Annotated in this window: 12 protein-coding genes; 6 read left to right on the top strand and 6 right to left on the bottom strand. The window is 67.9% G+C overall.

What is annotated here, in order from left to right; translation table 11 throughout:
- Positions 1 to 26: 26 nt before the first annotated feature.
- The 3 genes from ACZYYX_RS12950 to ACZYYX_RS12940 form a co-directional block, all read right to left on the bottom strand.
- Positions 27 to 791, bottom strand: coding sequence for an MlaE family ABC transporter permease (locus tag ACZYYX_RS12950; RefSeq protein ID WP_046365488.1), 765 nt, complete (start codon positions 789 to 791; stop codon positions 27 to 29).
- A gap of 259 nt (positions 792 to 1,050) precedes the next feature.
- Positions 1,051 to 1,986, bottom strand: a complete 936-nt coding sequence (locus ACZYYX_RS12945; protein ID WP_463814928.1) for a 3-oxoacyl-ACP reductase — start codon at positions 1,984 to 1,986, stop codon at positions 1,051 to 1,053.
- 12 nt (positions 1,987 to 1,998) lie between these two features.
- A complete protein-coding gene (locus tag ACZYYX_RS12940; RefSeq protein ID WP_463814927.1) occupies positions 1,999 to 2,190 on the bottom strand; it encodes a ferredoxin in 192 nt (63 codons plus the stop codon).
- Positions 2,191 to 2,358: 168 nt separating this feature from the next.
- Here ACZYYX_RS12940 and ACZYYX_RS12935 point away from each other — a divergent pair, with 168 nt between their 5' ends.
- From ACZYYX_RS12935 to ACZYYX_RS12910, 6 genes are read left to right on the top strand one after another with little or no spacing between them, the layout of a single operon-like run.
- Entirely contained in the window at positions 2,359 to 3,540 is a 1,182-nt protein-coding gene (locus ACZYYX_RS12935; RefSeq protein WP_463814926.1) for an acyl-CoA dehydrogenase family protein, read from the top strand.
- A gap of 14 nt (positions 3,541 to 3,554) precedes the next feature.
- Positions 3,555 to 4,664: an acyl-CoA dehydrogenase family protein gene (locus tag ACZYYX_RS12930; protein WP_463814925.1), complete on the top strand. Its 1,110-nt coding sequence runs from the start codon at positions 3,555 to 3,557 to the stop codon at positions 4,662 to 4,664.
- 6 nt (positions 4,665 to 4,670) lie between these two features.
- Complete coding sequence (gene fadD17 / locus ACZYYX_RS12925; RefSeq protein WP_463814924.1) at positions 4,671 to 6,194, top strand: long-chain-fatty-acid--CoA ligase FadD17; 1,524 nt, start codon at positions 4,671 to 4,673, stop codon at positions 6,192 to 6,194.
- The gene (casI, locus tag ACZYYX_RS12920; RefSeq protein WP_463814923.1) at positions 6,191 to 7,861 is read left to right on the top strand and encodes a steroid-22-oyl-CoA synthetase; all 1,671 of its coding nucleotides are present in this window, start codon (positions 6,191 to 6,193) and stop codon (positions 7,859 to 7,861) included. Before fadD17 ends, casI begins: the two co-directional genes overlap by 4 nt.
- Positions 7,854 to 9,419 carry an FAD-binding protein gene (locus ACZYYX_RS12915; RefSeq protein ID WP_463814921.1) on the top strand — a complete coding sequence of 522 codons (1,566 nt, stop codon included), beginning with the start codon at positions 7,854 to 7,856 and terminating at the stop codon, positions 9,417 to 9,419. Before casI ends, ACZYYX_RS12915 begins: the two co-directional genes overlap by 8 nt.
- Entirely contained in the window at positions 9,416 to 10,546 is a 1,131-nt protein-coding gene (locus ACZYYX_RS12910) for a Rieske 2Fe-2S domain-containing protein (protein ID WP_463814920.1), read from the top strand. The genes ACZYYX_RS12915 and ACZYYX_RS12910 overlap by 4 nt, the downstream gene beginning before the upstream one ends.
- Here the strand turns inward: ACZYYX_RS12910 and ACZYYX_RS12905 are convergent.
- From ACZYYX_RS12905 to ACZYYX_RS12895, 3 genes are read right to left on the bottom strand one after another with little or no spacing between them, the layout of a single operon-like run.
- Positions 10,543 to 12,102 carry an acetolactate synthase large subunit gene (locus ACZYYX_RS12905; RefSeq protein ID WP_463814919.1) on the bottom strand — a complete coding sequence of 520 codons (1,560 nt, stop codon included), beginning with the start codon at positions 12,100 to 12,102 and terminating at the stop codon, positions 10,543 to 10,545. The genes ACZYYX_RS12910 and ACZYYX_RS12905 overlap by 4 nt on opposite strands.
- A 19-nt stretch (positions 12,103 to 12,121) precedes the next feature.
- Positions 12,122 to 13,243: an NAD(P)H-dependent flavin oxidoreductase gene (locus tag ACZYYX_RS12900; RefSeq protein ID WP_463814918.1), complete on the bottom strand. Its 1,122-nt coding sequence runs from the start codon at positions 13,241 to 13,243 to the stop codon at positions 12,122 to 12,124.
- Positions 13,244 to 13,245: 2 nt separating this feature from the next.
- Positions 13,246 to 14,895, bottom strand: coding sequence for an acyl-CoA synthetase (locus ACZYYX_RS12895; RefSeq protein ID WP_463814917.1), 1,650 nt, complete (start codon positions 14,893 to 14,895; stop codon positions 13,246 to 13,248).
- Positions 14,896 to 14,914: the final 19 nt, after the last annotated feature.

Below are 14,914 nucleotides of genomic sequence, written 5' to 3'. Positions count from 1 at the left end.
GAGTCTTCTGCTCTTCGCGTAAACGCTCATCGCGCCAGCACCCTGACCCCGACCGCCGTCATGATCACGTTGATCACGAACAGACAGATGAACGCGTAGACCACGGTCTCGTTGACCGCGTTGCCAACGCCCTTGGGGCCGCCCTTGACCGTGAGGCCGCGGTAGCACCCCACCAGACCGGCGACGACACCGAACAGCAGAGCTTTGATCTCGGCCAGCACCAGCTCCCCGAGCCCGGTCAACACCGTCAGCCCGTTGATGAACGCACCGGGGTTGACGCCCTGCAGGAACACGGAGAACACGTAACCGCCGGCCAGACCGATCAGACAGACCAGGCCGTTGAGAAGCAGCGCCACGAACGTCGACGCCAGCACGCGGGGCACCACCAACCGCTGGATGGGGTCGATGCCCAGCACGCGCATGGCGTCTATCTCTTCGCGGATCGTGCGGGCCCCCAGGTCGGCACAGATGGCGGTCGCGCCGGCTCCGGCGACGACGAGCACCGTCACCACCGGCCCCAGCTGGGTGATGGTGCCGAACGCGGTGCCTGCGCCGGAGAGATCCGCGGCACCGATCTCGCGCAGCAGGATGTTCAGTGTGAAGGCCACCAGAACGGTGAAGGGGATCGCCACCAGCAGGGTGGGGACCAGGGAGACGCGCGCGATCATCCACGTCTGATCGAGGAATTCGCGGAACTGGAACGGTCGGCGGAAGGACTTGGCGAAAGTGTCCAAGGACATCTCGACGAACCCGCCCACGGCCCGCGCGGGCGCCGCAAGCTGTTCGATCAACCTGTGCTCCGATCTCGGTCCGAAGGTGTCGACACGTACGCCTGGCGAACTCTTACCGGGAAGCTGCCTGCGTGGGGTTCCCACCCCTGCACCCAGCGCTGTCTCCCGTGAGCCGGATCATACTAACTAGAACACGTTCGCAGTGTCAAAGAACGCTAATCGGCTGCATATTGTTATGTTCCCGCTGTTCAAGGCCGGTGTGACGTAGGTCATTCTAGAACACGTTCTACCTGCGGAGTGGCTGTGACAACAGAGACTGTCAGTCTCGGTCCCCAAGCCCCATCGCTGCGGAGAAGCCCTTCTCCGGATCACGATCAGCAAAGTATTCCTGCAAGCTCGCCGACAACGCGGACGGGTCCCACTCGTCGCCGTCGGCACTGAACTGCTTTTCGGCCGTCGGCGCCGCCAGGAGCGTCACCGTCGGACCATAGACGATGAACAGCTGTCCGTTGACGGCTTCGGCGGCAGGAGATGCGAGGAACCGCACGAGGTTCACGACGTGCTCGGGCGACAGGGGGTCCACCGCGCCGTCGGGCAACTCCGGTGCGTCACCGAAGACACCGGCCGTCATCGCCGTCCTGGCCCGCGGAGCGATCGCATTGGCCCGGACGCCGAAGCGCCCCAGCGCGCGCGCCGCCGACAGCGTCAGCGCCGTGATGCCCGCCTTCGCCGCGCCGTAATTGGGTTGACCGACGGGGCCCGACAGGCCGGCCTCCGACGAGGTGTTGATGATCCGGCCATAGACGGTGCCGTTCTTGTCGCCGTCCCCGGCCTGTTTGGCCTTCGACCGCCAGTAGGTGGCGGCGTTGCGCGTCAACAGGAAGTGCCCCCGCAGATGCACGTTGATGACCGCGTCCCACTCCTCGTCGGTCATGTTGAACAGGATGCGGTCGCGGGTGATACCGGCGTTGTTGACCACGATGGCCAGACCGCCGAGACCGTCGGCGGTCTCGACGAGCTCGTCGGCGGTGGAGCGCTCGCTGATGTCGCCGGCGACTGCTACTCCCTTGGCACCGACCTCGGCGATCTCGTCGAGAACATCGGAGCGGTCCAGCGCGGGCGCGATGTCATTGACCACCACCGTGGCCCCTGCCCGGGCGAGCCCGACGGCCTCGGCCCGGCCCAGCCCGGCGGCTGCCCCGGTGACGACCGCGACGCGTCCGGACAGATCGATGTCGGCTGCAGAAGATGTCACTTATGAATACCTCTAGTCGTGCCGGATGAGGGCGGCGCGGGGGCACTCGACGATGGCCTGATCGGCCACCGCCTCCTCGCCTTCGGGGACGGGGTCGGCCTTGACCACCGCGTAGTCCTCGTCATCGAGGTCGAACAGGTCGGGCGCTATTCCGACGCACACGGCGTTGCCCTCGCAACGGTCGCGATCCACTTCCACTCGCATGACTTCCTCCTGACGGTCTAGGGCTGTAGGCCGGTTCGCAGAGCACCCAGTGTGGCACCAGCCTGGACCCCAAGACTAGAACGTGTTACAACCGGGGAAGACCTGAGGTATCCAGACGGGCGTCCGGGACGGCACCGGGTACAGGCTCGCAGACTAGTGAGGATCGCGATGCGGATCGGCTACACCCCCGAGCAAGAGGAGCTGCGGCGCGAGCTGCGCGCGTACTTCTCGAAGCTGATGACCCCTGAGCGTGCCGAGGCACTGTCGAGCAACGACGGCGAGATGGGACGCGGGAACGTGTACCGCGAGACCGTCGCCCAGATGGGCAAGGACGGCTGGCTGACGTTGTCGTGGCCGACGGAGTACGGCGGTCAGGCGCGGCCCCCGATGGACGGCCTGATCTTCAACGACGAGGCCGCCATCGCCAACGTGCCGGTGCCGTTCCTGACGATCAACAGCGTGGCGCCGACGATCATGGGATTCGGCAGCGACGAGCAGAAGAAGTTCTTTCTGCCCAAGATCGCCGCGGGCGAACTGCACTTCTCGATCGGCTACTCCGAACCCGGCGCTGGCACCGACCTGGCCTCCCTGCGCACGACCGCGGTGCGCGACGGTGACGAGTACGTGATCAACGGGCAGAAGATGTGGACGTCGCTGATTGCGTACGCCGACTATGTGTGGCTGGCCGCGCGCACCAATCCCGACGCCAAGAAGCACCGCGGTATCTCGATGCTGATCGTGTCGACGACGGCCGACGGTTTCTCCTGGACGCCGGTGCACACCGTCGCGGGCGTGGACACCAGCGCGACCTACTACCAGGATGTCCGCGTCCCGGTCAGCAGCCTCGTCGGTGAGGAGAACGCCGGTTGGAAGTTGGTGACCAACCAGCTGAACCATGAGCGGGTGGCGCTCGTCTCCGCGCAGCCGATCTTCGTCGCCCTCGGCGCGGTGCGCGAGTGGGCCCAGAACACCAAGGACGTGCACGGCAGCCGGCTCATCGACGCGCAATGGGTGCAGCTCAACCTCGCGCGGGTGCACGCCAAGGCCGAGGTGCTCAAGCTGATCAACTGGGAGCTCGCATCCACCGAGGACGCGGCGCCCTCCCCCGCCGACGCGTCGGCGGCCAAGGTGTACGGCACCGAGCTGGCCACCGAGGCCTACCGGCTGCTGATGGAGGTGATGGGCACCGCGGCGACGCTGCGTGCCGATTCCCCGGGCGCCCTGTTGCGCGGCCGGATCGAGCGGATGCACCGGTCCTGCCTGATCCTCACCTTCGGGGGCGGCACCAACGAGATTCAGCGAGACATCATCGGCATGGTGGCGCTCGGGCTGCCCCGCGTGAACCGATAAAGGAGACCTTCGACATGGATTTCTCGACGACTGAGGCCAGCGACGATCTCGGCGGCCTGGTTCGCACGATCACCGAGTCGGTGTGCACGCCCCAGCATCAGCGCGAGCTGGACGGGTTGGGGCCGCAGCAGGGCGGTCGGTTCGACGATGCCCTGTGGCGCAAACTGATCGACGCCGACATCCTGTCGACCACTGCACCGGAGGCGGTGGGCGGCGGCGGTTTCGGCGTGCTCGAGGAGGTGGCGGTACTCGTAGCGCTCGGACGCCAGCTCGCGGCCGTGCCGTACCTGGAGTCCGTTGTGCTGGGCGCGGGCGCCCTGACCAGATTCGGTTCCGACGCCGTCGCTCAGGAGTGGGCGGCGCCGGCCGTGCGCGGCGCGAAGATCCTCACGATCGCGCTCGACGGCGAGATGGGTGAGGGTCCGGTCCGGGCGCGCGCCGACGGTTCCACCGTCACGCTCACCGGAGCCCGAACGCTGGTGCCCTTCGGCCCGAAGGCCGACGCCTTCCTGGTGCCGGCCGAAACCGATTCCGGCATCGGCGTTTTCCTGGTCGCCGCGAGTGACAGCGGGTTGACCGTCACCGCACTGGACACCACGGGACACGGCAGTGTCGGAGCGCTCGATCTGCACGAGGTCACGGTGCCTGCGGATCGCCGCGTCGGCGGACCTGAGGTCGTGGACTGGCTCGTCAACCGCGGCGGTCTCGGCCGCAGCGCCTACCAGCTCGGCGTCGTGGAACGTGCGCTGGAGATGACCGCCGCCTACGCCCGGGAACGCGAGCAGTTCGACCGACCCATCGGCAGCTTCCAGGCGGTCTCGGCCCGGTTGGCCGACGGCTACATCGACATCAAGGGGCTGCGGCTCACCGTCACCCAGGCCGCATGGCGGGTGTCGGAAGATCTGCCCGCCGACATCGACGTGGCCAGTGCGGCGTTCTGGGCCGCCGAGGCGGGGCATCGGGTGGCCCACACCGCCGTTCACGTCCACGGCGGTGTCGGGATCGACACTGATCACCCGATCCACCGCTATTTCCTGGCCGCCAAGCAGACCGAATTCGCGATCGGCGGCGCGACCGGACAGTTACTGCGTATCGGCCGCGAACTGGCCGACACGCCGGCCTGAGACGCGGTGGGCGCCCCCGTCGCATCCACCGTCGCCGCCCTGCTCGCGCCGTTGGCCGACGTCCAGGACGGCGGCGTGCACGGCATCGATGGTTCCGGGCAGGTCTCGTTCGTCTCCTGGCGTGATCACCTTCGCGATGCCGCGGCCCTGGCTGCTGCCCTGCGCGCGCGCCTGGACCCGGATCGACCACCGCACATCGGAGTCCTCGCGGGGAACACACCGTTCTTCTCGCGGATGCTCGTCGCCGCGGCGATGTCGGGCATCGTCCCCGTCGGGTTGAACCCGACCCGACGCGGGGCGGCGCTGCAGCGCGACGTCGACCACGCCGACTGCCAGCTGGTACTGGCCGACCGCGACAGTGCCGTGCCGGGTATTGCGTCGATCGACGTCGAATCCTGTTCCTTCACTGCCGAACTGGACAGACACGCCGGAGCCGATGTCCGGTTCCGCGACGCCGCCCCCGACGACCTGTTCATGCTGATCTTCACCTCGGGTACCAGCGGGGATCCGAAGGCGGTGCGCTGCACACACGAAAAGGTCGCCCTCCCAGGACTGATGCTCGCCCAGCGATTCGGTCTGGGCCCGTCCGACACCTGCTATCTGTCGATGCCGCTGTTCCACTCCAACGCGATCATGGCCGGCTGGGCGCCCGCCGTTGCCGGCGGAGCCTCGATCGCGTTGCGGCGCAAGTTCTCCGCCTCACAGTTCCTTCCCGATGTCCGCCGAGTCGGCGCGACCTACGCCAACTACGTCGGCAAGCCGCTGTCCTACATCCTCGCCACACCCGAACGCAGCGACGACGCGGACAACCCGTTGCGAGTGGCCTACGGCAACGAAGGTGCGCCGCGGGATCTGAGCCGCTTCGCGCAGCGATTCGCCGTCGAGGTCGTCGACGGGTTCGGCTCGAGCGAGGGCGGCGTCTCGATCGCGCGCACCCCAGACACCCCTGAGGGCGCGTTGGGGCCTCTCGTCGGCGGGGTGACCATCGTCGACGTCGACACCGGGCTCGACTGCCCGCCCGGGGTGATCGGTGAGCTGGTCAACACCGAAGGGCCCGGTCAGTTCCGCGGCTACTACAACGATCCAGAGGCCGACGCCGATCGGTTGCGGGGCGGCGTCTACCACAGCGGCGACCTCGCCTACCGAGACGACCGCGGGTTCGCGTATTTCGCAGGCCGATTGGGCGATTGGTTGCGGGTCGACGGGGAGAACCTCGGTACCGCCCCGATCGAACGCATCCTGATGCGCTACCCGGGCGTGACCGAAGCCGTCGTCTACGCCATTCCCGACGATTCCGTCGGTGACCGGGTGATGGCAGCGCTGGTGCTGCCCGATCCTGCGGCGTTCCGACCGCAAGACTTCACCGAATTCCTCTGCGCCCAGGACGATCTGGGACCCAAACAATGGCCGGTGTACGTGCGGGTGGCCGCCGTCTTGCCGCGCACCGAGACGTTCAAGGTGATCAAACGGCAGCTGTCGGCCGAGGGTACCGACTGCGCCGATGCCGTGTTCGAGATCGTCCGGCCATGACCGGGCACGCCGACATCGCATCGATGCTGCTGGCACGATCAGGTGACACCCATCCCGGGTTGCGCACCCGAGAGCACACCTGGACCTGGGACGAGGTGGTGACGTGTTCGGCGGCCCGCGCAGCGCTGGCGAGTGCGCAGCGGTCCCGAATGACCGACGGCACACCGTGTCACATCGGGGTGCTGTTGGACAATGTGCCCGAATTCGTGTTCTGGCTCGGTGGTGCGGCGTTGGCCGGTGCGACCGTCGTCGGCCTCAATCCGACCCGCGGCGCGCAGGATCTGGCGGCAGACATCCGGCATGCCGACTGCGCGATGATCGTGACCGACACCGCGGGCGCGGACCGGCTGCACACCCTCGATCACGGCGTCGACGCCGAACGGATCTGGCGCGTCAATGACGAGCGATACCGGCACCTCGTCGACGAACACCGCGGCGCTGCCCACATGGCTGCCGCCGGTGTCGACGCGACGACACTCCTGCTGCTGTTGTTCACCTCCGGCACCACCGGCACGTCGAAGGCGGTGCGGTGCACGCAGGGTCGGCTGGCCCGCATCGCGTACTCGGCAACGGAGAAGTTCGGCCACCACCGTGGCGATGTGGACTACTGCTGCATGCCGTTGTTCCACGGCAACGCGCTGATGGCGCTGTGGGCGCCGGCCCTGGCCAACGGCGCCACGGTCTGCCTCACCCCCGCGTTCTCCGCGTCGGGCTTTCTGCCCGATGTGCGCTTCTTCGGCGCCACGTTCTTCACCTACGTCGGCAAGGCGCTCGCCTACCTGCTGGCCACCCCCGAGCTGCCCGACGACGCCGAGAACTCGCTGCAGCGGGGCTTCGGCACCGAGGCCTCACCGGAGGATCAGAAGGAATTCCGCCGCCGCTTCGGAGCGGAGCTGTTCGAGGGTTACGGCTCCAGCGAAGGCGGCGCGGTCGCCGCTCCCGATCCCACCGCGCCGCCGGGCTCCTTGGGCCGGCCTGCGCACTCCGACGTCGTCGTCATCGATCCCCAGACGTTACGGCCCTGTCCGGCAGCGGTACTCGACGACGCGCGCCGTGTCCTCAACGCCGGTGAGGCGGTCGGCGAGATCGTCGACCGGCGCGGCGCCCGTGACTTCGAGGGTTACTACCGCAACGACGCGGCCGAGGCCGAGCGCACCCGCAACGGGTGGTACTGGTCGGGCGACCTCGGTTATGTGGACACCGACGGGTTCCTGTACTTCGCGGGTCGGCGCGGTGACTGGATTCGCGTCGACGGCGAGAACATCTCGGCGCTGGCCATCGAACGGGTTCTACGCCGGCACCCAGACGTGATCGCGGCGGCGGTGTACGGCGTGCCTGATCCACGCTCCGGAGACCAGGTGATGGCAGCGGTGGAGGTGGCCGATCCGCAGACGTTCGACATCGAGGATTTTGCGCAGTTCCTCGGCGAGCACGAGGATCTGGGCGCCAAAGGTGTGCCTCGGTTGCTGCGAGTGTCGGCTGATCTCCCGGTGACAGGGTCGAACAAGGTGCTCAAGCGGGACCTGCAGGCGCAGCGATGGCACACCGATGAATCGGTGTACTCCTGGGCCGGACGGGGCCTGCCGGAGTATCACCTGATGACCGTCGCCGATCGAAACGCGCTCGATGCCGAGTTCGCCGCCCACGGAAGGGAACGCCATGTCTGACGGGAACTGGGACTCTGAGATCGACGTCATCGTCGCCGGGTCGGGCGCAGGCGGCGTCACAGGCGCCTACACCGCCGCCCGCGAAGGCCTCGACGTGCTGCTCGTGGAGGCCTCCGACAAATTCGGCGGCACCACGGCGTACTCGGGCGGCGGCGGAATGTGGTTCCCGTGCAACCCCGTTCTGCAGCGCGCCGGTTTCGGCGACGCACCGGATGACACGATCGATGATGCGCTCGAGTACTACAACGCCGTCGTCGGCGAGCGCACCCCGGCAACCCTGCGCGAGACCTACGTCCGCAGTGGCGCCCCGCTGATCGCCTACCTCGAAGCCGACGATCAGCTGAAGTTCTCGCTGCTGCCCTGGCCGGACTACTTTGGCCACGCACCGAAGGCACGCGCCGACGGCATGCGGCACATCGCTGCCAAGCCACTGAAAGTCGCTGCCGCACCTGATCTTCGCGAGTTGATCCGCGGGCCCCTCGACACCGACCGGCTCGGACATCCGCAGCCCGACGATTACTTCGTGGGTGGACGGGCTTTGATCGCCCGGTTCCTGATCGCGCTGCGTCGCTACCCCCACGCGCAGACCCGGCTGGGCACCGCGCTCACCGACCTCGTCGTCGAGGGCGATGCCGTTGTCGGCGCGATCGTGACCGACGCCAACGGAAGCCGCAGGATCCGCGCACGGCGGGGAGTGCTGCTGGCAGCCGGCGGATTCGAACACAACGACGCGATGCGGGAGCGCTACGGTGTGCCGGGCCGATCACGCGACACGATGGGGCCGCCGTCGAACCTCGGCCTGGCCCACCTGGCCGGTATGGCCGCCGGGGCCGACGTCGACCTGATGGATCAGGCGTGGTGGTCGCCAGGCCTGATGCATCCCGACGGAACAGCAGCATTCGCACTGTGGTTCACCGGCGGCATCTTCGTCGACGATCAGGGGAGGCGGTTCGTCAACGAGTCCGCCGCGTACGACCGGCTGGGCCGGGCAGTGCTCGACGCGATGGCCGACGGGTCGGTGACACTGCCCTACTGGATGGTCTACGACGATCGCGAGGGAGCCGCGCCGCCGGTCAAGGCGCCCAACGTGTCGATGGTGGAGACGCAGCGCTACGTGGACGCCGGATTGTGGCGCAGCGCCGGCACTCTCGAGGAGCTGGCGGATGCCATCGGCGTCCCCTCGGACTCTCTCGTCGCCACGGTGCGACGCTTCAACGAGTTCGCCCGCCGCGGGGTGGACGAGGATTTCGGTCGGGGCGACGAACCGTACGACCGGGCCTTCTCCGGCGGCGCGTCCCCGCTGCACACCATCGATCAGCCGCCGTTTCACGCCGCGGCCTTCGGTGTCTCCGATCTGGGTACCAAGGGCGGGTTGCGGACCGATGCGGCCGCCCGGGTGCTCGACACCGCCGGCGCGGTGATCCCCGGCCTGTACGCGGCGGGCAACACCATGGCCGCTCCCAGCGGAACCGCCTATCCCGGCGGCGGCAACCCCATCGGCACGTCCATGGTGTTCAGCCACCTCGCCGTGCGGGACATGACAGGAGACAGGACATGAACCAGCTGATCCGCGAGATCGACACCGGCACAACGCCCAAGCGCTTCGCCCGGGGCTGGCACTGCCTCGGCCTCGCCCAGGACTTCCGGGACGGAAAGCCGCACGGCATCAATGCGTTCGGCTCGCTGCTGGTGGTGTTCGCCGATTCCGCCGGCGACCTCAAGGTCCTCGACGGCTACTGCAGACACATGGGCGGCAACCTCGCCCAGGGCACCGTCAAGGGTGACGACATCGCGTGCCCGTTCCACGATTGGCGCTGGCGCGGCGACGGTCGATGCTCGCTGGTGCCCTACGCCAAGCGAACACCTCGGATGGCGCGCACCCGCGCATGGCTCACCACCGAGGTCAACGGGCAGCTGCTGGTGTGGCACGACCCGGAGGGCTCGACGCCCGATGCAGCCCTGACTCCGCCGACTATCGAGGGTTACGACGAGGGCCGCTGGTCGCCGTGGCAGTGGAGTTCGGTGCTGATCGAGGGATCGCACTGCCGCGAGATCGTCGACAACAACGTCGACATGGCGCACTTCTTCTACATCCACCACGCCTACCCGACGTACTTCAAGAACGTCATCGAGGGCCACACCGCCAGCCAGTACATGGAGTCCAAGCCCCGGCCCGACTACGTGGCCGACCCGGAAAAGCTTTGGGAGGGAACCTATCTGCGGTCCGAAGCCACGTACTTCGGGCCCGCGTACATGATCAACTGGCTGCACAACGACCTCGCGCCCGGTTTCACCGTCGAGGTGGCGCTGATCAACTGCCACTATCCGGTGACCCACGACTCCTTCATGCTGCAGTGGGGTGTGGCCGTGGCGGCGATGCCCGGCCTGCCCGCGGACAAGGCCGTCAAGCTGGCCGGAGCGATGAATCGCAGTTTCGGAGAAGGCTTCGGTGAAGACGTGGAGATCTGGAAGAACAAGTCCCGCATCGACAATCCGCTGCTGACCGAGGAAGACGGGCCGGTGTATCAGCACCGGCGCTGGTACGAGCAGTTCTACGTCGATGCCGCCGAGGTCACCCCCGACATGACCGACCGCTTCGAGCAGGAGGTCGACACCACCCACGCCTACGATCTGTGGCAGCAGGAGGTCGAGCAGAACCTGCGCGAATCGACGCAGTCGGGCTAACCCAGCAGGGACGGCACCAGCGCGTCGATCAGATGGGGGCCCGGCTCGGCGAACGCGTCGGCCAGCGCGGCGGCGAGTTCCTCGGCGGTACTCACTCGCCGGCCCGGCACCCCGAGACCCTCGGCGATCTGTACGAAATCGATTGCTGGCGAACCCAAGTCGAGGAGCTCGCGAGCCTTGGGGCCAGGGTCGGTGCCACTGGTCGCACCGACCCTCTGCAGCTCGATGCGCAGGATGTCGTACGCGCCATTGTCGAAGATCACCGTCGTCACGTCGAGGTTCTCGCGGGCGTGCGTCCACAGCGCCGAGATCGTGTACATCGCCGAACCGTCGGCTTGCAGGGCGAGGACGGGGCGGTGCGGCGCGGCGATCGCTGCGCCGATCGCCGCGGGCAGACCGTAACCGATGGCACCGCCGGTCAGCGTCAGGACGTCGTGGGCGGGCGCGCCGGCGGTGGCCGCGGCGATGCCCACGCCCGCGGTGTTCGACTCATCGACCAGGATCGCGTCGTCGGGCAGCAGAGCGCCGATCACAGCGGCCGCCGAGAACGCGGTGAGCTCCCCGCTGGGCACCTGGGGGCGCGCCGCGGACGCCGTTGACGCCGTCGTGCCGGGCGCCACGGCGTCGGCGAGACGTTCGAGGGCCTCTGCAGCTCCCCGGTGCGAGGCCAGCACGTGCACCGCGCAGCCGTCCGGTACCAGGTCGCTGGGCTTGTCCGGGTAGGCGAAGAACGACACCGGCGACGGCGCCCCGGCCAGGATCAGGTGCCGCGCGCCAGCCAGTTGTTCGGCGGCGGCTTCGGCGAGGTAGGCGAGCCGCTCGACAGCCGGCACGCCCGCGCCTCGCTGCAGCCGGGCGGGGAACGTCTCGCTCAGCACGGTCGCTCCGATGGCCTCACCGATGCGCACCGCGGCCGCGAGCCCCGGTCCGTGGGTGGCGTCGCCGCCGATGAGGAGCACGGTGCGTCCCCCCGACCGCAGCGCCGACTCCGCCCCGTCGAGAGTGCCGGTGTCGCCGTGTTCGAGCTCGACAGTCACGGTCGCATCACGTTCAGCGGCGGCCCCGTCGCTCCACGACACATCGGCGGGCAGGATCAGCGTCGATACCGCGCCACGCCGGGCAGCGTCGAGAGCAGCCACCGCGTCGGCGGCGACGTCGTCGGGACGCATCGTCCGGCGCACCCAGCCCGAGACAGTTCCGGCGACCGCGTCGATGTCGGATTCCAAAGGGGCGTCGTACTTCTTGTGGTACGTGGCGTGGTCGCCGACCACCACGACCATCGGGGTGTGCGCTCGGCGCGCGTTGTGCAGGTTGGCCAGGCCATTGCCCAGCCCCGGCCCCAGATGCAGGAGCACCGCGGCGGGCGTGCCGGCGATGCGCGCATAGCCGTCGGCGGCTCCGGTGGCGACACCCTCGAACAGCGTCAGCACTGCCCGCATGCCCTCGACAGTGTCGAGCGCGGCGACGAAGTGCATCTCGGATGTCCCGGGGTTGGCGAAGCAGATGTCCACGCCGGCATCGACGAGCGTGGTGAGCAGGGAATGCGCGCCGTTCACTCCTGCTTTATACGCCCGCTCAGCCCTCGCGGATGCCGTCGAGGCGTTTCGTCGCCTCGTCGAAGCCGCTGACCAGTTCGGCGATGATGTCGGCGACAGGCCGGATCTCGTTCATGCGGCCGACGATCTGGCCGACGGGCATCGCGACCGCCGAGGGATCAGAAGACTCGCTCATCCGCTGATGAGCCTCGCTGACGAGGATGTTCTGCAGCGGCATCGGCAGCGGCTCTGGTGCACCGTCGGCGTCCCAGGCGTCGGTCCAGCGGCTCTTGAGCAGGCGTGCCGGCTTGCCTGTGTAGATGCGGCGGCGCACGGTGTCGGCAGACGTGGCGTTCAGCATCGCTTCCTGGATCACCGATCGGCCCGAATCGAGGCGCACGCCGAGGTCGTATTCGGCCGAGGTGAGGAACGCCGAGCCCATCCAGACTCCCTGCGCGCCAAGGGCCAACGCCGCCGCGACCTGCCGTCCCGTCCCGATGCCGCCGGCCGCCAACACCGGGGTCTTGCCGTCCAGAGCATCGACGATCTCCGGCCAGAGCACCATCGACCCGATTTCCCCGGTGTGGCCCCCGGCCTCATGACCCTGGGCGACCACGATGTCGACGCCGTTCTCCGCATGCCGGAGAGCGTGTTTGGCGGAGCCTGCGAGCGCCGCGATCGGCACGCCGGCCTCGTGCACCTGGTCGATGACATCCTTGGGCGGGGAGCCCAGCGCGTTGGCGATCAGCTTGATCGGGTGCTTGAGCGCGACCTCGACGTGGCTGCGGGCCACTGAATGCAGCCACCCCAGAACACCTTCGGAGCGTTCCTCGTCGGCGGGCAGAGGCGGCACACCGAGATCGGCGAGCGTCTTGTCGACGAACTCGCGGTGCTGGGCGGGGATGAGCTTGTTGATGTCGACCGAGGTTCCCTCGGTCGGCACCTTGGCGGGCATGACGATGTCGACGCCGTAGGGCTTGCCGTCGGTGTTGGCGTCCATCCACTGCAGGACGTTCTCCAGATCCTCGGCGTCGTTGAACCGCACGCAGCCGAGTACGCCGAGGCCGCCGGCCTTTGTGACCGCCGCGGCGACCTTCTCCGACGGGGTGAATACGAAGATCGGGTACTCGATGCCGAAGCGATCGCAGAGTTCGGTTCTCATGTCTATTTCACCGCCGCATGTTTTTCGTGGACCTCGTCGGCCGGGCGCGCCTCGGTCACGTCCTTGGCCCATCGATAGTCGGGTTTTCCTGCAGGCGAACGCTTCACCTCGTCGACCAGCCACAGGCTGCGCGGCACCTTGTACCCGGCGATCTCGCTGCGCACGAATGCATCGAGATCGGCAAGCGTCGGCCTGCTGCCCTCGCGGGGATGCACGACAGCGGCCACGTGCTGTCCGAACCGGGGATCGGGCACGCCGACGACCAGCGCGTCGAACACGTCGGGATGGCCCTTGAGCGCGGCCTCCACCTCTTCGGGGTAGATCTTCTCGCCGCCGCTGTTGATCGACACCGAGCCGCGGCCCAGCATCGTCACGGTGCCGTCGGCCTCCACCTCGGCGTAGTCGCCCGGAATCGCGTACCGCACACCGTGATACGTACGGAATGTCTCAGCCGTCTTCTTCTCGTCCTTGAAGTATCCGACCGGGATGTGACCGCACTTGGCGATGATGCCGCGCTTGCCCGAACCCGGCTCGATCTCGTTGCCGTCCTCGTCGAGCACCTTGGTGTTCTTGTCGATCGTCACGCGCGGACCGCCGGTGTGCGACTGCCCCTTGGCCACCACGCTGGTACCGCCGAAACCCGTCTCCGACGAGCCGATCGAGTCGGTGATGATGCGGTTGGGCAGCAGCTCGAGGAACTTCTCCTTCAGGCTGGTCGAGAACAACGCGGCTGTGCTGGCGAGCAGGAACAGCGAGTCGAGGTCGTAGGTGTTGCCTGCATCCTGATGGGCAAGCAGGGCGTCGAGCAGGGGGCGAGCCATCGCGTCACCGGTGAAGAACAACAGGTTCACCTTGTGCTCGTGGATGGTGCGCCACACCGCGTCGGCGTCGAATTCCGGGACCAGCACGGTCGTCTGGCCCGAGAACAACGCCATCCAGGTGGCGGACTGCGTGGCGCCGTGGATCATCGGCGGGATCGGGTAGCGCACCATCGGGGGGTTCGCCGCCGCCTGCTGGGCCAGGCCGTACTCGTCGGCGATCGGCTCACCGGTGGCGAAGTCCGTGCCGCCGAACAGAACCCGGTAGATGTCCTCGTGGCGCCACATCACGCCCTTGGGGAATCCCGTCGTGCCGCCGGTGTAGAGGAGGTAGATGTCGTCCTCGCTGCGGGTTCCGAAGTCCCGCTCCGGCGAGCCCTGCTCCAGCGCCGAGTAGAACTCGACCCCGCCGTAGCGGCCGAAGTCGTCGTCGGTGCCGTCCTCGACGACCAGGATGGTCCGCACGTTGGGCGTCTCGGGCAGCACGTTGGCGACCCGGTCGGAGTACCGCCGCTCGTGGATGAGCGCGACCATGTCGGAGTTGTCGAACAGGTACTTCAGCTCGCCCTCGACATATCGGAAGTTGACGTTCACCAGGATCGCGCCGGCCTTGACGATTCCGAGCATGCCGATGACGATCTCGATGCGGTTGCGGCAGTACAGTCCGACCTTGTCGTCCTTCTTGACGCCTTGGTCGAGCAGGTAGTGGGCCAGCCGGTTGGCTTTCTCCTCGAGCTCGGCGTAGGTCAGCGTCTGGTCGCCCGAGATCAGGGCGACGCGGTCAGGCACGGCGTCGATGGCGTGCTCGGCGAGATCGGCGATGTTCAGGGCCACGCTTCTAAACTAGAACGTG

The sequence above is a fragment of the Mycobacterium sp. IDUB_1 genome, from assembly GCF_055419625.1.
Note: the sequence above shows the minus strand (reverse complement) of the source record. Positions and strands in the feature narration are given on the sequence as shown.

Excerpts from the sequence above, each read along its gene's own strand:
- ACZYYX_RS12910 (WP_463814920.1), top strand. The coding sequence starts at position 9,416 with ATGAACCAGCTGATCCGCGAGATCGACACCGGCACAACGCCCAAGCGC.
- ACZYYX_RS12900 (WP_463814918.1), bottom strand. The coding sequence starts at position 13,243 with ATGAGAACCGAACTCTGCGATCGCTTCGGCATCGAGTACCCGATCTTC.
- ACZYYX_RS12940 (WP_463814927.1), bottom strand. The coding sequence starts at position 2,190 with ATGCGAGTGGAAGTGGATCGCGACCGTTGCGAGGGCAACGCCGTGTGC.
- ACZYYX_RS12935 (WP_463814926.1), top strand. The coding sequence starts at position 2,359 with ATGCGGATCGGCTACACCCCCGAGCAAGAGGAGCTGCGGCGCGAGCTG.
- ACZYYX_RS12915 (WP_463814921.1), top strand. The coding sequence starts at position 7,854 with ATGTCTGACGGGAACTGGGACTCTGAGATCGACGTCATCGTCGCCGGG.
- casI (WP_463814923.1), top strand. The coding sequence starts at position 6,191 with ATGACCGGGCACGCCGACATCGCATCGATGCTGCTGGCACGATCAGGT.
- ACZYYX_RS12930 (WP_463814925.1), top strand. The coding sequence starts at position 3,555 with ATGGATTTCTCGACGACTGAGGCCAGCGACGATCTCGGCGGCCTGGTT.